We start from the raw sequence: 18,287 nt of genomic DNA on the forward strand, positions 1-18,287 counted from the left end.
GATATGGCTTTGACGTTCACTCCATTTCCAGATTTAGGCAACAACTGTCCGGACTTCACGCTTCCAGCGGTGGATGGGAAGACCTATTCTCTGGCAGACTTTGCCAAAGATTCTCCGCTGGTGGTGATGTTTATCTGCAATCACTGTCCGTATGTGCAGGCGATTGAAGACCGCCTGATCCAACTGGGCACAGACCTAAAAAAGCAGGGCGTTTCTGTTATTGCCATCTGTGCGAATGACGAAATCAGCCACCCGGAAGATTCTTTTGCCAACCTGAAAAAACGTGCTGAAGAAAAAGGTTATCCTTTCGTGTATCTGCACGACAAAACTCAGGACGTCGCCAAGAAATTCGGCGCAGTCTGCACTCCAGACTACTTTGTGTACGATAAGAATCATAAACTGGCGTATCGCGGCCGCTTGGACGACTCCTGGAAAGATGCCGGCAAAGTCACCAAACGTGAACTTTATGATGCAGTCCAAGTATTACTAAAAGACGAAAAAGTTTCTGAAGATCAAACAGCCTCCATGGGCTGCTCTATCAAGTGGGTTTAAGACGATGAAATATGTATTGGTATTTATTGCAGTAGCGATGATTTCCTTCGGTTTGTTCCTGGCGAACTATCTGGGCGCTTTCCGTGGCGTTGAAATCTCTGAAGTGACTCAAGGACCGTTCAAGATTGTCTATGTTGAACATGTGGGTCCGTACCACAAAGTAAACAAGCAACTGGAACGTATTGAAAAATACATGCAGTCCCAAGGCATCACTTGCGGTCGCACTTTCGGTGAGTATCTGGACAATCCCCGTGACGTGGAAGAAGCTCGTCTGCGCTCCAAAGTGGGCTGCATCTTGGAAGGCGAACCACCTCAACTGACAGAAGGCCTGCAACTGGGTGAAATCCCACAACGCAAATATGTGATGGCTATTTTCACAGGATCTCCAGGAATCGGGCCTTTGAAAGTGTATCCGAAAGTGAATGATTATATGCTGAAGGCCAACCTGAAGCAGACGGATGCTGTGATTGAAATCTACGAGATTCATTCCATCACAGAAAAAAATGCCATGACCACCACTTACCTGTTCCCGGTTCAATAGCCATGAACAAGGGACTTTTGCTTTCTTTGATTCTTTGGGCAGGAACATCCGCGTCTGCCCAGCCCTGCCCCACCACGTGCGGCAACGATGCTTTGAAGAAGGACAAGATCTCGCTTGCGAAAATCATTTCGGAACCGGCTTGTTTGAAGCGCACCGGGAATGAAAGCAATGAAGACCTGATCAAAAAGAATGAGCTGACTGACTTTGAGATTTTGGCGCGCCTGGTTTTCGCCGAAGGTATTTCCACCAATCTTGAAAAATGTGGCAAATATGGTTCTTCCCTTTTTGAAAGCCTGGCGTGGGGCGTGGAAAACCGTGTGGCCCTCGCAAAGGCCAACCCTGCGTATGCCAAGATGTTTGGATCAGGCATTCACGGTGTGATCTTCAAAAAAGCCCAATTCAACCCGGCGGTGTCCAAAAAGTCTTCTTATTCCAAATTGTTCCTGTGCCCGACCGAACATCCCGAATGGAAAAAGTTCTGGGCGTATTCCACAGACGCGGCCGACAAGGTCCTGCAAACCCCCAAGAAGAATCCCTTCCTGAAGGCAGGTCCCCAAAAACATGGCGTTTCTGCGGTGACACATTTCTATTATCCTCACAGCTCGCAAGCAACACAGCCTCCAGTGGCTTGGGCGGATCTTTCCAAAGATGCTGCAAAGAAAGCCTTCGTCAAAGGCGTGTCTATTGAAGGACACAGTTACAGCAACGAGTGCGTGCAGTTCTTTTCTTACTAACCCACGCACTCGATTTTCAAACTAGTTGATCTCGTATTCAGCTGTGACTTCCACACGAACTTTGATCTGACCGGAAGAAAGTTCGGTCGGAGCTGCTTCCGCAGCCATAGCTTTCAGACCAAAATTTCTAAATACCGGCTGTGGCGGGTTCGGTCCCGAAGTCCCATGACTGATCTTGGAAACACCCTTGATTTTCACCCCAGCGGCCTTGGCAATTTCATCGGCCTTGGTGCGTGTCATACGAACCGCATCACCCAAAGCGGCTGTTTCAGCCTGAGGACGCTTGTCAGAATCCCAAGCCAAAGAGTTCACGTTCACACCAGAATCCGTGGCCTTTTTCTCAGCCACCAAGGCATCCAGGAAGTTCCCGGCATCCTCGACCTTGCGCAAGGTTACTGACAGGCTTTGCACCACGCGGAAACCGACCAACTTATTCTGACGAAGCTTTTGATCGTATTCGTACTCCGGATTCAAAGAATAATTGTCTGTCTGAATGTCTTCCTTCTTAACTTTGAAATCATCCAACGCCTTTTTAACCTGCTTAAACTGGTTGGCCGCCAACTGCTGAGCCTGCTTTGCCGTATTCGCCTTGCTCCAAACCTCGACGTTCATATGAACCAAGTTCGGGTCCAAGCCCTTTTCGGCCGCGCCACTGGCTACGATAAAACGATCTTCAGCCTGTGCATTTGCTCCGGCCATTAATGCCACTGCCAAAAGGCTGGCTCCTAAAACCTTCTTCATTCAATACCCCTTTCCATGGGTGCTATCCCTAAGAGCATAAATCAGACTTTGTAGAAGGCAAAGGGCAAGAATCTTAGTGCGGTATCCCAACCAGACGCAGTGATTCTTGTATTGCACTCTGACAGAAATTATCCAGATAATAAGGCCTCATAATTAAGGAGTTCCCCCATGAAAAAGATGATTCTGATCGGTGCTGCAGTAGCAATGATGCTTTCTGGTTGCGCTACAACTAAAGAAAACCCTAACACAGCTAAAGGTGCTGGTATCGGTGCCGCGATTGGTGCTGTTGCTGGTGCGGTGATTGGTCACCAAACTGGTAAACGCAACGAAGGTGCCTTGATCGGTGCGGCTTTGGGCGCGGGTGTCGGTGGTGTTGTTGGTAACCGTTTGGACAAACAACAAAAAGAACTGGCAAAAATCGCTGAAACAAAAAGAACAGAACAAGGTCTGATCACTAAACTGAAAAGCGACATCTTGTTCGATACTGGCAAAGCCGATTTGAAACCAGCTGCAAAAGAAAACATCAATCAGCTGGCAAGCATCATGAAGAAATATCCAGAGAATGTGCTGACTGTAAAAGGTTACACTGATGACACTGGCAATGCGATGGTAAACAACCCACTTTCTGAAATGCGTGCTAAATCCGTCAGCGCTCAATTGATCGCAGCGGGTGTGCCAGCTCCGACAGTGACTTCTGTTGGTATGGGTGCTGTAAATCCAGTAGACCCGGCAAAAACTAAAGAAGCTCGCTCTAAAAATCGTCGTGTTGAAATCGAAATCACAGTCGACGAATCCAAAGTTCCTAAGTCCTAGTCATTAAGACTCATCGACCCGACATCTATCGGGTCGATGAATCTGGCGTCCGCCTTTGTCTGCAAAACACCACTTCTGCTAACTATTTTCCACGATCGTCATTGTCACCACCGTGATGGCCGCCGTGGTGCCCACCATGATGGCCGCCGTGCCCACCGCCTCGTTTGCCACCACGATCACCGCCTCGGCCTTCATGATCTCGATACGGCCTGCACACATTGCCACAACGATAGAATCCACGTCCCCAACCACCCCAGCAATATTTCGCCTGCTCTTCGTAATTAGCTGGGCATTCTGAATTCGTTCCCGGATCACAGGCTCCCATCGCCGTCATGTCCTCAGCCGTAGGCTGGGGCGGACAATACCCCGTCAGCGGTTGAAGCACGATGACCCCATCATCCCGAAGGACCGCCGTTCCTTCTTGTGCCTGCGCCAAAGATCCCAACATCATCAGACCCGCTACCAAAGACGAAATTAACACTTTCATTTTATCTCCCTTTATTTTTGTCAGGCGAAATTGCCTTTGGTCGGTAGCCTATTTTTCGAAAATTATCTTTTCCACAAAAGAAGAACCACTTTGCGCTTATGCAGGCAGCACACTGTTTTTCGAGCAACACTAAATCAAGATGATCTGCAATGACTGTTGCTGTGAATTCAAGAGCAACACTATTAAAAACATGTAGTAAACCCTGAAAACTACTTAATTTGACATTCTTTTTAAGCTCAATAGAAGATGCACCCCATGGAACTATCGACTCTTTTACAACTTGAGCTTAAAAGAAGACAAAACAAAAACCCTCGGTACAGCCTAAGGGCCTTTGCCCAAAGTCTGAATCAGGATGCTGGCACCCTGACACGGGTGATGAAAGGCCAAAGAATTGTCAAACACGCCACAGCCCTGTCGGTCATGAGCGCCCTGGATCTCAACTCCGAGACTCAAACTCAAATCCTGGAAACGCTAGCAGCCAAACGAATGCAAAGAACTTCCAAAAGAATTCCGATGCAGAACATGGGTACAGAAGTTTTCGAGAACATCTTTGAAAAAACCAATATCCACCTTCTTGCCAGCCTGCGACTGAGAAAATTCAAAAGTAAACGCAACTGGGGTCTGTTGGCACACTCCCTTCATATCACGGAAGAAGACCTTCTGGCCCGAATGAGCAGCCTTGAAAGAATCGGTGCTATTGCCATCAAGGGCGCCAGCGTTGAAGTCATCGCAAAAAACATCAGCACCCTACCCATTCCCTTTACCACGGAAAAGCGCAGGGCCATTCAACAAGAGTTTCTGGACGATGCCAAAAAGGCCATCGACGAAGTGCCCTTCGAACTTCGCGACAACTGCACGCTAACGATCCCTATCAACTCCAAGGATCTTTTGAAGATCAAAGCCATCCTTCAGAAGGCTCGCAATCGCATCAACGTGATCTCAGAGAAAAAATCCTGTCACGAGCATATTTACAATGTCAGCATGGCTGTTTATCCGGTGATCCTATGAAAATCTTTTTCTCTATTTTGATGACCTTGGTCTTTTCTTCGATGGTTTCAGCCCAGCCTTTACGGCCCGGAGGGATTGAAACCAATGGCGGCAACGCCTACGCTGCAGAATTCTTCAGCCTTCTTGACAGCACGATCGTGGCCCTTGAAAGCAAGATTCTTCCTGAATACGAGTCTCTCGTCGTCAACAAGATCCGCGCCAAAAGATATCAGGTCACGGTGCTCTCTCAGGCTCAGGTTTTTCTGAACGAGCACGAAGTCAGTGCCATCAATCAACCACAGCGGAATCTGATTATCCTGTCTGAATCCAGTTGGGTTGCCCTGAGTCAAGAGCAGAAGGTCCTGCTGATCATCCACGAGATGCTACCTATCGCGGGCCATCTGGATCAGAACTACTCTTTGTCATCCTCTTTACTGGGGCTGCTCAATACCTACGACTCAGAAGCTGATCAAATCAAAGATCTAATCAGTATGTGCCAGAAACACCGGATCGAGAACTTTGGTCTGTTACTAAGAAAAAGGACCGATCTCAGCCACTTCATTCATCTTGCCGCATTAAGGGGCTGTCACGACTTCATCGACAAGGCCGTGAAATCCAACTGGAATATTGACGCCTGCTGGGACAACGTCACTGCCTATCAGCGCCTGGTAAAATCCGTGGATGTCTTGCGATCCGCAGAAATGGAAGATCGTCTTAAGACCGCTGAGATCTTACGCGACCTAGGCGCAAACGAGACCGCGTCCTGCAAAAAATAGATGAAGACACAGGCTTGATTGTGTCTTTACCCACATGAACACCCATGACACCTTTCGGTTTCGCTGTATATTACCAGTTCAATTTTCAGTATTTCTCTATTGATTTTGATCTGCCCTACACTGCTCTAAAATTCTTTAGAGGAGATCCAAAATGGCCTATGGCATAGTACATTTCTTTCCGAACGGCACAAAACAGCAATACGATGCAACTCTGGCGGCAGTACATCCCGACCGAAACACTTTACCAGCGGGACAAGTTTATCATGCGGCTGGCGCATCCGAAGGTGGATGGAGCATCATCGCTATTCATGACTCTCAAAAAACTTGGGAGCGCTTCCGTGATGATATTCTGATGCCTCGTCTTACCAAGGGTATCAAGGGCGGCTTCACGACGCCTCCGCAGGAAACAACCTTCGAGGTTTACCATCAGCAAACCCGAAGAAGTGCGGACCGCGAAGCCAGCTTATAGACAGACTTATTTCTTTAGCAGGCTTTTTGCCAGATCCAGGAAGCGTGCTTCCGTCACTTCCGGCGGCCAAGGGATGATCGGGAAATCAAATGGCTCGTCTTCAGAGATGTTCCAGGATTTCAGATCTTTGGTGATCAGATCGCGAACTTCCGTTGCCAATAAACGACGGTCGATCTGCTTCACCACCTTTGGCAGTGGGTATTCCAGATTAAAGCGTTTGGAAATCGCCCAGTGAATGCGGGATTCGATGATCTCAAAATCAGGAAGCAACGCTTTTACCGGGGAAACCAGGTCGCCGATGTAAGCTTCGGTCGCATCATGGAAAAGCATGTGCAGAGCGATCTCTTTTGTCGGAGAAACTTCCGCACCGACACAGGAGTGCTGACCCACGCTATAGAAGAATCTGGTGTGACCGTTGAAGCGGGCCTGACGAGCCAAGGCACAGGCAATATCTTCGATCATGACGGCATCTGGTTCTGGCTTCAGGATGCTGAAGCGGTTTCCAGACAGGGTCACAACCCAGGATTTCTCGATAATCTCTTCACGATTCAACTTTTCTGGCAGCGTGGGCATTTCAAAATTCATGGATGGTGCTTACCTTATGGCCCCAGCAGTTGCATGACTTTTTTCGTGACCAAAAGCGTTAGATGTAGAATTTGCCGGAACAATAAAAGGGTCGAACACCCCCTCTTACAAGCCCTTAACTTGAGCAAATCCAGCCCCTCCCACAAAGTGGCGCCATCTCTTTGCGCAAAGAAGAAAACATACAAAACCCATTAAGGAGTACTTGAAATGAAACAGATCCTATCTCTTGTTATTGGCCTTCTTACCGCAGCCCCGGCCCTGGCGGGCGTGACCGCATCCTCTTCCTGGGAAGAGATCATGCGCGACAAATATGCCATCGTAAAAGCCCCTACGGTCTATATGGGCCGCTCTATTGACTATACCTTCGTTTGCCAAGACGGCGACCGCTTGCGCACACTGAAGCCCGTGGACACCACTGTCAGCAGAACTCGCGGCGACCGCGAAGAAATCATCGTGATTGACCGGGACTATCTCTCCACACCCATCGACTATCGCCACGAGGTGGAAAACTGCGACTGGCGCGGAGAGCGTCGTATCTGCAAAACTGAAATTGTGACGGGTTCTTACCCTCTGACTGTCAATATTCCGGTGTACCGCCGCATTTCCAACAGCAACGTTGAACGCTACGAACTGTTGTTTAGAAAATCTTACACAGTTCCCACGTGTGAACACGTAACGGCAGACTAAGGTTACTCTCATTTCCTTTTCAACAAGAGGAGTTCTATGAACTCCTCTTGTGTCTTTCCGAGGCCGATTTTATTAAAACGCCATGCAAAGACGTGACTTCCTTAAAACAGGTATTTCTCTAGCAGCGATCTCTTCTCTTCCCGCTTCCGGCCTTGCCAAGGGTTCGGAGTGGATGAACGCCAATATGCCCGATGACTGGCCGATTGCGCGCCTTAAAGACTCGGAAAACAACAGCATCGACTTCAACGGGGACGACATCAATCGCCCGCACGATGCCTTCTGGAATATCGATGGCTATATCGCCAAAAAAGGCGGCGAGCCCTCCAGCATCTCTGAAGATCTGGATGTCGTTGTCGTGGGCGGCGGAGTTGCCGGTCTTTCCACGGCTTATTATCTTCGCGACAAAAAAATCGCGGTCCTTGAAATGGATTTCCGCCTGGGTGGCAACTCCAAGGGCGAGGCTTACAAGAATGCGATGTACTCCACAGGAGCGGCTTACTTCGTTGAGCCTGATCAGCAGGCTCCCCTGGGCCACTTGCTGACAGAACTTGGAGTTTGGAATGATGCTCGTCGCGAGTCCTCAGACCACACCACGGTTCTTTACGATAATAAATTCACTTCTCCGTTCTGGAAAGGGGCTACCGACAAAGCCGCAACCGAACAGTTTAAAAAAGTCTTCACTCGCCTGGCTGAAATCGGCGCAGAGGCTGACTTTGACTACAACGGTGAGCTGGCTCGCACGGTGGATCACCTGACCTTTGAACAATGGCTGAAGAAAGAATTCGGCGATGTTCACCCTCACCTGCTGGAATACTTCCAACTGTATGGCTGGAGTTCTTTCTGCGGTTCCACGGACGAACTGTCGGCCTATCAGTACCTGGGCTTTATCTGTGCTGAAACCGGAAACCTGATGGCTTACCCGGGCGGCAATGCCTATGTGGTTCACAAGATGGCCCAAGCCATCCGTAAATCTGCAGGCACGAAGTCTTTGCGTGCTGGTGCGATTGTTTTGCGGGTAACAACAGAAGGTGATTCTGCGGTTGTGCTTTACGAAGATGCGATGGGAAATCTGAAAAAGATCCGCGCTAAAAAGGTTGTGATGGCCTGCCAGAAATTCGTCGCAAGACGTATTATCCCGGAAATGCCAAAAGAGCAGTTCGATGCCATCGGCCAGCTAATGTACCGTGCGTACCTGGTTGGAAATATCATCACGAAAAAACCATTCCAAAGCCCCAGCTACGAACTGTACTGCCTGCGAGGACAAGTTCCACCGTCTCCAACACCGATGAGACGTGGGGACCGCAGCTTCACAGACATCTGCAATGGCACTTGGGCCCAGCAGGAAAAGGTCGATCACAGCGTTCTGACTTTGTATCATGGTATTCCGTACGATGGGGCTCGTCAGTTCCTGTTCAATCCGGCGTCTCATGACAAATACAAAACACGCTATTTGACCGATGTAGAACCTGTTTTGAAAACAATGAACCTGACTTTGGATGATGTGCATGGCATTCGTTTGACTCGCTGGGGGCATTCTTTGCCACTGGCGCAAGCGGGCTTGATCCAAAAAGGAATTCCTCAGAAAGCGTCCACGTCTATCAATAACCTGATTCACTTCGCCAATCAGGACAACTGGGCGAATCCATGCTTTGAAACGGCCCACCACTGTGCGCTGGAAGCCGTTCACGCCATTCTTAACAACTAATTTGCCGCAAGGATCTGATCGCAGTTCCGCAATCAGATCCTTGTGTACAGTTCAATACAAAGCGCGTAAGCTGATTTCATGAGTAATCAAAAAAATTATGTCTTTTTGATGGATTGCGCGGACTTCTCGGAAGCGCAAGTGATTCGCTCCTTTCTGATGGCTCAAGGCCTGCATCCTCGCGTGAAAGATGAACAAACTCGTGGTGTCGCACCTCACTTTGGACAACTTCTGGGTAAGCTGACACTGGAAATCCCTGAACATGAATACATGGAAGCTTCTCAGCTTTTGGAAAGCCGCGAACAACCTCGTATCCAAATCGTCACAGTCCAGCAGGACGTCGATACAGAGGCCTTGGCCAAGAAAGCTTTGTGGAATGCCATCTTGGGATGCGTTTTTGTGCCCCTGCTCTGTAATTTCTATTCCATGGCTTTAGGATATCGCGTTCTTAGACAAGAGCGCCCTCTAGGCCGTGTCAGCCGTAACAGGCTTCTTCTGGCCATCTTGTTCAACTCGATTGCATTTTATGGCTGGCTCTATTTTGGTCCGAAACTATTTCCGATTCATTTCTAGTTTCTGATTCTGTTTTTGCACACCAGACTCCTGTGTCATGGTTGGGAATACCCCGGCTGGGGTTACCCTTAAGGTATGAGCAAAGCAGTCACTTTTCTATTTGCGGCCGTGCTTTTGGGTTCCGGGTCTTTCGCAGCTCCCTCTATGACTGTTGTCGGTCAGGACTATGAACCCTTCTACTTCAAATCCGGTACCTCGGGAGTTCAGGGGGCCTGCTACGAAATCATTCAGCGGCTGTGCCAGATGGAGCAGGTTCATTGCAAATTCAAGGTCGCTCCTTTACGAAAGTTTTTGTCCATGCTTCGGGACGGCAAGGCCGACATAGGTTGCCCGATTTCAGCCTCACCCCAGCGTGAAACTGTCTTCTTTATGACACCTGTTTTTTCGACCAGGTATTCCTTCTTCGGCCCCGAAAACTACGTCAAAAAAATCAAAGGCTACCCAGATCTGAAAGGCATGAAGGTGGGAGTTTTTAGTCCCTCCATGACAGAGGTCAGTCTGCAGAAGATCCATGAGTTCTCGGACAAAGGATTCGCCATCCAACCTGAGACCACCGTCTTTGTGTCATTGCGAAAGCTGCAAAACAAAGCCTATCCCCTGGCCTATCTGAACCGGGATGTGGCCGTGACTTGGATTCAACGCACGCGCAGTCAACTGCTGGAAGTTCCGGACCTTGGAGAAGCGGTCAGCTACTATATGGCTTTTTCAAAAAAACGCTTCGACCAAACGCAGTTCTCCCGTCTGGAAGGGCACCTGCTGGAAATGCGTAAGAATCGATTCATGGACGGCATTGCCGAAAAATACAAGGTGCACCTGTTTGAAGGAACCGCACTCAATCCCTGACGTCTTATTCTGAAACAAATGCCATGTTGAATTTCTTTGCATGTCAGAATTCACGACTCTGCCCCGAAGAGCAGAGTTTTTTGCACCCAAAACACCTTCAGATCTTGCTTGTTGGCGCTGAAGGCACTCTCTGCTTCTTTGTAATGAATCTCATGCCTAGAAGATCGACTGTTCTCATTCCAAAACAGAAACACATAGAACATTCTAAGCTCTCGAATCCACTGATTTTGTTTACGTTCCCACGGCAGATTCCGAAAAGAAAACAGATTGGTTTGAGCCTTGCAATAGCAGCTTGTTAGTTCAATGGGTGGGGAAACAACATGAAATCAAAAATGATCAGATCAGGCCTTACGCTGACTTTTCTCTTTACCACGGTCACTGTTTATCAAAACTGCGCTCCGCAGAATGTGAATTTCGACGTCTCTTCCGAAGAACTGGCCAGCCAGGTCCGCGGGCTTGGAGAGACTTCCATCACCCTGAATGACGGAAATCCTTTTACTTCCAACAGCACGGTGCAAGTCAAAATCAATGCACCGGAAGCCACTCATGTCTATCTGACAGATGACTCCAGTTGTAAATCTGGCGGCACTTGGCAGGATATTTCTGCGACAAAATCCTGGGACCTTAAAAGCTTGAATGCCTTGAACTTTGTCTATGCGAAGTTCGTGAAGAAGACCCGCCTGTCAGAGGTGGAGTCGGAGTGCTACTCGGCCTCCATCACTCACGATGATATCGCCCCGGTTGTGGTTTTGAATCAAAAACCTGACAGTCTGAGCGACACCTCCGAAGCCCGTTTTTCTATGCGGATAGATGATGACTTGAGCGGCTTGGACTATTATGAATGCCAGATTGTTGGCGCAGGTAAGTTCACCTCCTGTGAAAGTGTCAAAGACTTGACCTCTTTGACTGAAGGACAAAAACGCTTCCAGGTGCGCGCCTTCGATCGCGCAGGAAATCGTTCAGACATCGTTGAGCACGCTTGGGTTGTGGACACCACAGCACCTTCTATCAGCATCACCTCTAAACCTGCTGCCAACGCGGCCTCCAGCCACGCGGTCTTTGAATTTGCAGCTGATGATGGTCAAGGTACTGGCATCGCCCAGACCCGCTGTTCTTTAGATGGTGCGGCCTTGAAGTCTTGTACCTCCCCAGCATCTTACGCTGGCTTGTTGGAAGGAACTCACACCTTCACAGCGCAAGCGATCGACCAGGTTGGCAATATGTCGGCCCCTTTGACTTATACTTGGAAAAGCCAAGCTTCTGGTACAAATGACTTTTCAATTCTGGGTCTGACTGGTGGTCAGGACACTGTAAAAGACAAATATCTTGGATCTGTTTTGCAACCCACGGTTCACTGGTCGGCGTCTCCAGGGGCAAGTGGTTATCGCGTAGCAATCCTCAATGCTGCGGGTTCTGCAGTTGTTTGCCCTGAAACAGCCAGCTCCGGCACTTCTTTCGCCTTCACCGCAGCTCACTGCACACTTGTGAATGGCACGGCCTACAAGGCACGCGTGGCTGCGTATACCACGGCAGGGGCTATCAAAGTGGCTCCCCTTTATGATTTCTCAGTCGATATCACGCCCCCAGTTATCACTGCGTCTGCGCCAGCCATGTCCGAAGATCAGAAGCAGGCCACCTTCTCTCCGTTCTCTATTAAGGACACACTGTCCGGAATCAAGTCTTCCAGCTGTGTACGCAAAATGGGTACAGCTTCAGAGACCATCAACAACTGTCATTCTCAAACCTCTTTGATTTTTAAAAATCTTCTGCCAGGCGATCATACGCTGACCGTGACGGCAAGCGATGCTGCCGGGAACATTGCGACGAAGTCCATCGCCTTTGTTGCCAAGAAAATTGTCTGTGATCCGTTCACAACCAGTGCCACCTCATGCCGTCAGGGTTGGAAGGGCAGCATCTACTACTACGCGGGTGAAGGTGGTGGCTGGACTCAATTGAAAGACTATTTTGAAAAAGGCACAGATGCGAATGTGATCCTTTACATGTCCCAGATCTTTGTTCCGACACGCACTTTCTCGAACGGTTTCCCGACAACAGATGGTGACCTGGTGAAAAAGAAGGTCTCTGATGGGGGCAGCAAACTGGTGGAATGGTTTGCCTTGCGCATGAACACCATCATGAAACTGAAGTCCACAGACACCGCTGGGTACTATCAGTTTGCCCTGTTGTCTGATGACGGCTCAAAACTTTATATCGCCGACAGCAAGACCGCTTCATTTAAGGAAGTCATCGACAACGACCTGAATCACTCCACCAAGATGACTTGCTCAACGACGGCGATCTATATGGATGCAAACTCAAAAAAACCGGCCCGACTGGAATACTATCAGGGTCCGCGCACTGCCATCGCGCTCAGCCTGGTGTACCGCAAGGTTTCCAGCGCGACACCACCAACGGCTGCTCCGTGTGGAGAAGTTACTCAGAACTTCTATGGCTACATGGACAATAACACTGGCGATTATACCGGCAGTAAGTACGAAGAAGCGATGAAACAAGGATGGAAGCCGATGACGGCAGACAACTTCCTGCTGGACGAGACTATTCCTTAATTACTTAAGACTTAAAAAAGAAAAAGCCCTGGTGTTTGCACCAGGGCTTTTTTATCTTGAACTATTCAGGATCTGATTAAAAACCACGGATCAAGTTCAACGCACTTCCCGCGCGGAACCATTTCAATTGTTCTGCGTTGTAAGTGTGTTTCAACTCGATGGATTCAGAAGAACCATCTTTGTGTTTGATGTTCATTTTCACTGGTTTGCCCGGAGCAAGATCTTTCAGATCCACCAAGGAAACATGATCTTCTTCCTGGATTTTGTCGTAATCTTTTGGATTTACGAACGTCAAAGCCAGAACACCTTGTTTTTTCAAGTTCGTCTCGTGGATACGAGCGAAAGACTTCGTCACAACCGCAGTTGCACCCAAGAATCTTGGAGACATTGCCGCGTGCTCACGAGAAGAACCTTCACCGTAGTTTTCGTCCCCGATGATAACCCAGCCTTTGTTCGCTTTCTGGTAAGCACGAGCCACCTGAGCGAATTCCGCTGTTTCACCAGTCAGAAGGTTTTTACCTTTACCGATTTCACCTGTGAATGCGTTATCCGCACCCAACAACATGTTGTTAGAGATGTTGTCCAAGTGACCACGGTAGTTCAACCATTTACCGCCCGGAGAGATATGGTCTGTCGTACATTTGCCTTTTGCTTTTGCAAGCACGAGATTATCGACGAAGTCCTTACCATCCCATTTAGTGAACGGAGAAAGAAGTTGCAAACGCTCGGAAGTTGGGCTGACAGCCACTTGTGCCTGAGCACCTGCTGGTTTTTGATAACCTTCTGTATCAGGGATGAAACCTTTTGCAGGAAGTTCTGGAGCTACGGGAGCTTGCAACTTCACTTTGCCTTTTGGTCCTTCAAGTTCGTCTGTTGCCGGGTTGAAGTCCAAACGACCTGCAAGACCCAACGCCATTACGATTTCCGGAGAACCGATGAACGCCAAAGTTTCTGGGTTCGCATCGTTACGTGCACGGAAGTTACGGTTGAAGGAAGTCACGATCGTGTTCTTCTCGCCCGTTTTGATATCATCACGCTTCCACTGACCGATACAAGGACCGCAAGCGTTCGCAAGAACTGTCGCGCCGACTTCGTTGAATGTCGTCATTTGACCGTCGCGTTCGATGGTCTTTTGGATCTGAGTGGACCCCGGGGAAACCAGGAACGGCTGGTTCATTTTCACACCGATATCCATCGCTTGTTTCGCGACGAAGGCCGCACGGCCGATATCTTCGTAAGAAGAGTTCGTGCAAGAACCGATCAACGCAGAAGAAATCTTGATTGTGTAACCTTTTTCAGCCGCTTCTTTTTTCAAAGCAGAGATCGGACGAGCGATGTCTGGAGAGTGAGGACCCACCAGGTGCGGTTCCAAAACAGACAAATCGATTTCGTAAACTTCGTCGAAGTATTTGCCTGGGTTGGCAACAACGTCAGCATCCGCAGACAAAAGCTCTTTGTGGCCGTCTGCCACTTTGGAAAGCTCGTCACGGCCTGTGGATTTCAAGTAAGCCGCCATACGGTCGTCGTATGGGAATACAGAGCAAGTTGCGCCCAGCTCAGCACCCATGTTTGTGATAGTTGCTTTACCTGTGCAAGAAATGGACGTTGTGCCTTCACCGAAGTACTCAACGATCTTGTCAGTTCCACCTTTAACAGTCAGCATTCCGCAAAGTTTCAGGATCACGTCTTTTGCAGACGCCCAGCCCGTCAACTTGCCCTTCAAGTGAACACCAATCAACTTAGGATTTTTAACTTCCCAAGGCAGGCCCACCATCACGTCAGAAGCGTCAGAACCACCAACACCCACAGCACACATACCCAAACCACCCGCATTCGGAGTGTGAGAGTCTGTACCGATCATCAAACCACCTGGGAACGCGTAGTTTTCAAGGATTACTTGGTGAATGATACCAGCGCCTGGTTTCCAGAAGCCGATGTTGTAACGAGAAGACGTTGTCGCCAAGAAGTCGAAAACTTCTTTGTTAGCTGTGTTAGACACAGTCATGTCCACGTCTTTACCTTTGTAGGCTTGGATCAAGTGGTCACAGTGAACTGTTGAAGGAACCGCAGCTTCATCTTTTCCTGCAAGCATGAATTGCAACAAAGCCATTTGTGCTGTTGCATCTTGCATCGCTACACGGTCTGGTCTCAAAAGGAGGAAGCTTTCGCCACGAACTAATTCTTGATTTTGTGGATCATCCAAGTGACCAAACAAGATTTTTTCCGCCAATGTCAAAGGGCGGTTCAAACGATTGCGAACGACAGCCAATCTTTCAGCTGTTTTCTTGTATACGTTCTGCACCATTTCAGGTGAAGTTTCGATTTTAGAAGCCATTGTAAATTGCCTTTCTTTGAAGAACGCCCCATCCTAATGAAAATCAGTTGAAATCTCAATGTTAACAGCACGTTGCGCGAGGCATAATGGACTTAAGGCTTTTTAAGAACATAGTCATCCTCACAGGCGCTGGAATCTCGGCCGAGAGCGGTATTCGCACGTTCCGGGACCAGAACGGCCTGTGGGAGGATCACCGCATCGAGGATGTCGCAACTCCTGAAGCTTTTGCTCGAAATCCAGCCTTGGTCCAGCGCTTTTACAACATGAGACGGGCTCAACTGAAAGACCCGGCCTTGCTCCCAAATCCCGCCCATTTGGCCTTGGTGGATCTGGAGAATACTTGGGAAGGAAACTTCCTTTTGGTCACCCAGAACGTCGACAACCTCCACCGTCGGGCGGGCTCTAAAAACCTGCTGCACATGCACGGACGCCTGGACCGAGTCTTTTGCCTTCATTGTGACGAACATTTTGAATGGCTCTTGGATCTGGCTGTCGATCAACCCTGCCCGCACTGTGGGCGCCGCGGCGGAGTTCGTCCCGACATCGTCTGGTTCGGGGAAATGCCTTACCACATGGAAGAAATCTATGAGGCCCTGGACAAGGCTGACTATTTTGTTTCGATAGGAACAAGTGGAAACGTCTATCCGGCAGCGGGCTTTGTCCGACTGGCCTGGAAGGCCAAGAAAATAGAAATCAATCTCAAAGACACCGAGGTGTCCCCCGCGTTTGACCAGCACTATATCGGCCCGGCTTCCACGGAGGTTCCGCGGTTTATTGCGGAGTTCCTTGGAGAAGGAACTCCTTAGAGCTTACCAACCCGAATAGCAGCGGCTGGAGATGCTCAATATCCCGGCGCTCCGGCTTCGTTTTCAGTGTTCTTCAAATTCTGCTGCTCACGATGGAATAGCTCCAGATAGTCCTGATAGCCTTCGTGTTTCAGATCTTTGACGGGAACAAATCGCAAAGCAAAAGGATTCATCCAGTAATCACCTTGAGCACGAATAAGTATGGGCTCCCCGGTTTTACCATCGACGAAAAGACCTTCGTTCTCTTCTCCTCCACCAATGTCGTTGAGATGTCGAAAGGGGGAATAATCCGGTGTCATAGGAGCCTCCTTGGTGCGAGCTTCCATTTTCTGCCCGCTTCACCAAGCTGTCCATTTGCCACTAAGCAAAATAGATTTAATTTGTTCTTGGCAATCAGCTTCTGTTCGATAGTCTAGAAGCATGATTCAACTTTTATTTGCTCTGACACAATTCGTTTTCGCAGCCCCTCAACAAGCCGTGACTTATTATGACCGCCCTTGCTACAGCGACGATGGCGATGTCCTGACAACCCATCTGCAAACTCAAGATGGTAAATGGGTGCTGACTCATGTGGCCTATGAAGAAGATGCCTGCAAGCAGTCATATCTGGCGTTTGAAATTCAGTACGGAGTCCGCACGGAAGGCGGTCAGGTTGATATGACGGTGACAGAGTCCTCTTACACTCCCCTAACTGAAGAAGTGGCCGAGGCTTTGAACATGGTCAGATACTGCGACTACACCGACTGGAAACGCAATGAAAAGAAAGTGGTTTCAGGCTATCTGTGTGACGAGTATAAAGCCCCTAATGTTGGAGACAAAACATACTCAATCTTTAAATCTGAACAGAAAGATGGCATGGAACTTTTCTATATCGGGACTTCGTCCCAGGAAGGCAGTGGAAAATCGCCCTTCCAACGCCACAAAAAATACGAACGCTTGCCCTTCTATAAGCGCTAAAACAAAAAGGGTCAGACATCTGACCCTTTTTTATTTTACAGAGCTAGCTCTGCAGTTCCTTATTTTACCTGCGCCAGATATTTATCCAGACGATCTTTGTGCATCAGGAATTGTTTTGCCAACTCCTGAGAACCTGTCTTGGCTTCAGCCATATTAACCGGCTTACCCACTTGAATCACACCAACCATGGCCATGGCAATATGGGCTTTGCATTCATAGACATACACGCCCTCTTCAGTCACAGTCATCGTAACCGCTTTGCCGATAGCACCTTTAAAGGCCTTTGCCCCCTTAGGGATTGCTACAGAAGACACATCGTGCGCCGGATCTGTCGGCAAAAACTTGATGGTGTCACCTTTATTGACCTTCAGGAATCCCGGCTCAAAAACCATGATCCCGTCTTTGCCATTGTTCAACATTTTTACTTCGTGAGTGGCCGCTTCAGCCAGGCCTGCGAATGCCAAACTTAGGACAGTTGCAGAAAGAACAAAATATTTTCTCATACGAGCCTCTTTTCTTTTGTGGCCCGATTTCACTCCTGCAAAAGCAAATAGTCAAAAGGCACAAAAAAAGCGCTCTAAGTGAGAGCGCTTTTTTCAATTCCGTTTCATTCGGTTTTCAATTAGACCACAAGGGGTGCAACAAACTATTGCTTCACGCTTTTTTTGTTCTCAAAGATATAAGGGTAAAATACATTTACTACTTTGCCTTTTCTCTGGCTCTGAAGTTTTTCAAATTTTGCCTGACGAATCGACGTTTCGATGCAGGAATTCAAAGCTTCAGACGTCGGGCGCACGCGGTTTTCCTTGAACTGGAATTTCGTCACTGCGCCTTCAGAGTCAAAACTAAAGTCCACCACCACTTTGCCCACCGGTACCGGCTGATTGGCAGCTTTGGCTTCAGCCATGATCTGATCATGACACTTTTTTAGTTCGCCAATCACAACGTCTTTATTGGTGTGGTGAGCTGACTTCAGGTCCACGTTGACTCCGCCCTGAGGTGCCGTCAGCGTGATGTTTTCAGAAGGCATTTGCTCTTGGATTTCAGATCCAGGAACCGGTTCAACCGCCGGCGTCTGAGCACCCGCTTGCAAAGCCATCAAAGTCATTGAGGTTATAAGCAAAGATTTCAT

Annotated in this window: 21 protein-coding genes; 14 read left to right on the forward strand and 7 right to left on the reverse strand. The window is 48.8% G+C overall.

What is annotated here, in order from left to right:
• Positions 1-3: 3 nt before the first annotated feature.
• The 3 genes from ACES2G_RS12590 to ACES2G_RS12600 are packed head-to-tail and all read left to right on the forward strand — an operon-like array spanning position 4 to position 1,827.
• Positions 4-552 (forward strand): thioredoxin family protein, encoded by a 549-nt coding sequence (locus ACES2G_RS12590; RefSeq protein WP_374000369.1) that lies wholly within the window; start codon positions 4-6, stop codon positions 550-552.
• A 4-nt stretch (positions 553-556) separates the two neighbouring features.
• Entirely contained in the window at positions 557-1,093 is a 537-nt protein-coding gene (locus ACES2G_RS12595) for a GyrI-like domain-containing protein (RefSeq protein ID WP_347357872.1), read from the forward strand.
• Between the two features lie 2 nt (positions 1,094-1,095).
• Complete coding sequence (locus ACES2G_RS12600) at positions 1,096-1,827, forward strand: hypothetical protein (RefSeq protein ID WP_347357873.1); 732 nt, start codon at positions 1,096-1,098, stop codon at positions 1,825-1,827.
• 21 nt (positions 1,828-1,848) lie between these two features.
• Here the strand turns inward: ACES2G_RS12600 and ACES2G_RS12605 are convergent, their stop codons facing one another.
• Positions 1,849-2,568 (reverse strand): SIMPL domain-containing protein, encoded by a 720-nt coding sequence (locus ACES2G_RS12605; protein WP_374000370.1) that lies wholly within the window; start codon positions 2,566-2,568, stop codon positions 1,849-1,851.
• Between the two features lie 168 nt (positions 2,569-2,736).
• Between ACES2G_RS12605 and ACES2G_RS12610 the strand changes: the two genes are divergently transcribed.
• Positions 2,737-3,381, forward strand: coding sequence for an OmpA family protein (locus ACES2G_RS12610; protein WP_347357875.1), 645 nt, complete (start codon positions 2,737-2,739; stop codon positions 3,379-3,381).
• An 82-nt stretch (positions 3,382-3,463) separates the two neighbouring features.
• On the opposite strand, the gene ACES2G_RS12615 is transcribed toward ACES2G_RS12610, so the two are convergent.
• Positions 3,464-3,868 (reverse strand): hypothetical protein, encoded by a 405-nt coding sequence (locus tag ACES2G_RS12615; protein WP_374000371.1) that lies wholly within the window; start codon positions 3,866-3,868, stop codon positions 3,464-3,466.
• Between the two features lie 255 nt (positions 3,869-4,123).
• On the opposite strand from ACES2G_RS12615, the gene ACES2G_RS12620 reads away from it, so the two are divergent.
• The 3 genes from ACES2G_RS12620 to ACES2G_RS12630 all read left to right on the forward strand — a co-directional run bounded on the left by ACES2G_RS12620 (position 4,124) and on the right by ACES2G_RS12630 (position 6,100).
• Positions 4,124-4,876 carry a DUF4423 domain-containing protein gene (locus ACES2G_RS12620; RefSeq protein ID WP_374000372.1) on the forward strand — a complete coding sequence of 251 codons (753 nt, stop codon included), beginning with the start codon at positions 4,124-4,126 and terminating at the stop codon, positions 4,874-4,876.
• On the forward strand, positions 4,873-5,631 hold the full coding sequence (locus ACES2G_RS12625; RefSeq protein ID WP_374000373.1) for a hypothetical protein: 759 nt from the start codon (positions 4,873-4,875) through the stop codon (positions 5,629-5,631). Before ACES2G_RS12620 ends, ACES2G_RS12625 begins: the two co-directional genes overlap by 4 nt.
• Positions 5,632-5,782: 151 nt before the next feature.
• Positions 5,783-6,100, forward strand: a complete 318-nt coding sequence (locus tag ACES2G_RS12630; protein ID WP_347357879.1) for a hypothetical protein — start codon at positions 5,783-5,785, stop codon at positions 6,098-6,100.
• Between the two features lie 6 nt (positions 6,101-6,106).
• Here the strand turns inward: ACES2G_RS12630 and ACES2G_RS12635 are convergent, their stop codons facing one another.
• Positions 6,107-6,685: an HD family phosphohydrolase gene (locus tag ACES2G_RS12635; protein WP_347357880.1), complete on the reverse strand. Its 579-nt coding sequence runs from the start codon at positions 6,683-6,685 to the stop codon at positions 6,107-6,109.
• Positions 6,686-6,892: 207 nt separating this feature from the next.
• Between ACES2G_RS12635 and ACES2G_RS12640 the strand changes: the two genes are divergently transcribed.
• The 5 genes from ACES2G_RS12640 to ACES2G_RS12660 all read left to right on the forward strand — a co-directional run bounded on the left by ACES2G_RS12640 (position 6,893) and on the right by ACES2G_RS12660 (position 13,057).
• Positions 6,893-7,372 carry a hypothetical protein gene (locus ACES2G_RS12640; RefSeq protein WP_347357881.1) on the forward strand — a complete coding sequence of 160 codons (480 nt, stop codon included), beginning with the start codon at positions 6,893-6,895 and terminating at the stop codon, positions 7,370-7,372.
• Positions 7,373-7,454: 82 nt separating this feature from the next.
• The gene (locus ACES2G_RS12645; protein WP_374000375.1) at positions 7,455-9,077 is read left to right on the forward strand and encodes an FAD-dependent oxidoreductase; all 1,623 of its coding nucleotides are present in this window, start codon (positions 7,455-7,457) and stop codon (positions 9,075-9,077) included.
• 78 nt (positions 9,078-9,155) lie between these two features.
• Entirely contained in the window at positions 9,156-9,647 is a 492-nt protein-coding gene (locus ACES2G_RS12650; protein WP_347357883.1) for a hypothetical protein, read from the forward strand.
• A gap of 75 nt (positions 9,648-9,722) precedes the next feature.
• Entirely contained in the window at positions 9,723-10,490 is a 768-nt protein-coding gene (locus ACES2G_RS12655; RefSeq protein WP_374000376.1) for a substrate-binding periplasmic protein, read from the forward strand.
• Between the two features lie 320 nt (positions 10,491-10,810).
• Positions 10,811-13,057 carry a hypothetical protein gene (locus ACES2G_RS12660; RefSeq protein ID WP_347357885.1) on the forward strand — a complete coding sequence of 749 codons (2,247 nt, stop codon included), beginning with the start codon at positions 10,811-10,813 and terminating at the stop codon, positions 13,055-13,057.
• A gap of 76 nt (positions 13,058-13,133) precedes the next feature.
• Here ACES2G_RS12660 and ACES2G_RS12665 read toward each other — a convergent pair whose 3' ends face one another.
• Positions 13,134-15,392: an aconitate hydratase gene (locus ACES2G_RS12665; RefSeq protein ID WP_374000377.1), complete on the reverse strand. Its 2,259-nt coding sequence runs from the start codon at positions 15,390-15,392 to the stop codon at positions 13,134-13,136.
• 86 nt (positions 15,393-15,478) lie between these two features.
• Here ACES2G_RS12665 and ACES2G_RS12670 point away from each other — a divergent pair, with 86 nt between their 5' ends.
• Positions 15,479-16,198: an NAD-dependent deacylase gene (locus tag ACES2G_RS12670; RefSeq protein ID WP_347357887.1), complete on the forward strand. Its 720-nt coding sequence runs from the start codon at positions 15,479-15,481 to the stop codon at positions 16,196-16,198.
• Between the two features lie 35 nt (positions 16,199-16,233).
• Here ACES2G_RS12670 and ACES2G_RS12675 read toward each other — a convergent pair whose 3' ends face one another.
• The gene (locus tag ACES2G_RS12675; RefSeq protein ID WP_374000378.1) at positions 16,234-16,497 is read right to left on the reverse strand and encodes a peptide methionine sulfoxide reductase; all 264 of its coding nucleotides are present in this window, start codon (positions 16,495-16,497) and stop codon (positions 16,234-16,236) included.
• Positions 16,498-16,618: 121 nt separating this feature from the next.
• Here ACES2G_RS12675 and ACES2G_RS12680 point away from each other — a divergent pair, with 121 nt between their 5' ends.
• Positions 16,619-17,155, forward strand: coding sequence for a hypothetical protein (locus ACES2G_RS12680; protein WP_347357889.1), 537 nt, complete (start codon positions 16,619-16,621; stop codon positions 17,153-17,155).
• A gap of 59 nt (positions 17,156-17,214) precedes the next feature.
• Here ACES2G_RS12680 and ACES2G_RS12685 read toward each other — a convergent pair whose 3' ends face one another.
• Together ACES2G_RS12685 and ACES2G_RS12690 are read right to left on the reverse strand one after the other, a co-directional pair.
• Entirely contained in the window at positions 17,215-17,658 is a 444-nt protein-coding gene (locus tag ACES2G_RS12685) for a pseudoazurin (RefSeq protein ID WP_347357890.1), read from the reverse strand.
• Positions 17,659-17,801: 143 nt separating this feature from the next.
• Complete coding sequence (locus tag ACES2G_RS12690) at positions 17,802-18,287, reverse strand: hypothetical protein (RefSeq protein WP_347357891.1); 486 nt, start codon at positions 18,285-18,287, stop codon at positions 17,802-17,804.

The sequence above is a fragment of the Bdellovibrio bacteriovorus genome (assembly GCF_041888015.1).
Lineage (GTDB): Bacteria > Bdellovibrionota > Bdellovibrionia > Bdellovibrionales > Bdellovibrionaceae > Bdellovibrio.

Coding starts and splice junctions, on each gene's coding strand:
- ACES2G_RS12590 (WP_374000369.1), top strand. CDS start 4: ATGGCTTTGACGTTCACTCCATTTCCAGATTTAGGCAACAACTGTCCG.
- ACES2G_RS12595 (WP_347357872.1), top strand. CDS start 557: ATGAAATATGTATTGGTATTTATTGCAGTAGCGATGATTTCCTTCGGT.
- ACES2G_RS12600 (WP_347357873.1), top strand. CDS start 1,096: ATGAACAAGGGACTTTTGCTTTCTTTGATTCTTTGGGCAGGAACATCC.
- ACES2G_RS12605 (WP_374000370.1), bottom strand. CDS start 2,568: ATGAAGAAGGTTTTAGGAGCCAGCCTTTTGGCAGTGGCATTAATGGCC.
- ACES2G_RS12610 (WP_347357875.1), top strand. CDS start 2,737: ATGAAAAAGATGATTCTGATCGGTGCTGCAGTAGCAATGATGCTTTCT.
- ACES2G_RS12615 (WP_374000371.1), bottom strand. CDS start 3,868: ATGAAAGTGTTAATTTCGTCTTTGGTAGCGGGTCTGATGATGTTGGGA.
- ACES2G_RS12620 (WP_374000372.1), top strand. CDS start 4,124: ATGGAACTATCGACTCTTTTACAACTTGAGCTTAAAAGAAGACAAAAC.
- ACES2G_RS12625 (WP_374000373.1), top strand. CDS start 4,873: ATGAAAATCTTTTTCTCTATTTTGATGACCTTGGTCTTTTCTTCGATG.
- ACES2G_RS12630 (WP_347357879.1), top strand. CDS start 5,783: ATGGCCTATGGCATAGTACATTTCTTTCCGAACGGCACAAAACAGCAA.
- ACES2G_RS12635 (WP_347357880.1), bottom strand. CDS start 6,685: ATGAATTTTGAAATGCCCACGCTGCCAGAAAAGTTGAATCGTGAAGAG.
- ACES2G_RS12640 (WP_347357881.1), top strand. CDS start 6,893: ATGAAACAGATCCTATCTCTTGTTATTGGCCTTCTTACCGCAGCCCCG.
- ACES2G_RS12645 (WP_374000375.1), top strand. CDS start 7,455: ATGCAAAGACGTGACTTCCTTAAAACAGGTATTTCTCTAGCAGCGATC.
- ACES2G_RS12650 (WP_347357883.1), top strand. CDS start 9,156: ATGAGTAATCAAAAAAATTATGTCTTTTTGATGGATTGCGCGGACTTC.
- ACES2G_RS12655 (WP_374000376.1), top strand. CDS start 9,723: ATGAGCAAAGCAGTCACTTTTCTATTTGCGGCCGTGCTTTTGGGTTCC.
- ACES2G_RS12660 (WP_347357885.1), top strand. CDS start 10,811: ATGAAATCAAAAATGATCAGATCAGGCCTTACGCTGACTTTTCTCTTT.
- ACES2G_RS12665 (WP_374000377.1), bottom strand. CDS start 15,392: ATGGCTTCTAAAATCGAAACTTCACCTGAAATGGTGCAGAACGTATAC.
- ACES2G_RS12670 (WP_347357887.1), top strand. CDS start 15,479: ATGGACTTAAGGCTTTTTAAGAACATAGTCATCCTCACAGGCGCTGGA.
- ACES2G_RS12675 (WP_374000378.1), bottom strand. CDS start 16,497: ATGACACCGGATTATTCCCCCTTTCGACATCTCAACGACATTGGTGGA.
- ACES2G_RS12680 (WP_347357889.1), top strand. CDS start 16,619: ATGATTCAACTTTTATTTGCTCTGACACAATTCGTTTTCGCAGCCCCT.
- ACES2G_RS12685 (WP_347357890.1), bottom strand. CDS start 17,658: ATGAGAAAATATTTTGTTCTTTCTGCAACTGTCCTAAGTTTGGCATTC.
- ACES2G_RS12690 (WP_347357891.1), bottom strand. CDS start 18,287: ATGAAATCTTTGCTTATAACCTCAATGACTTTGATGGCTTTGCAAGCG.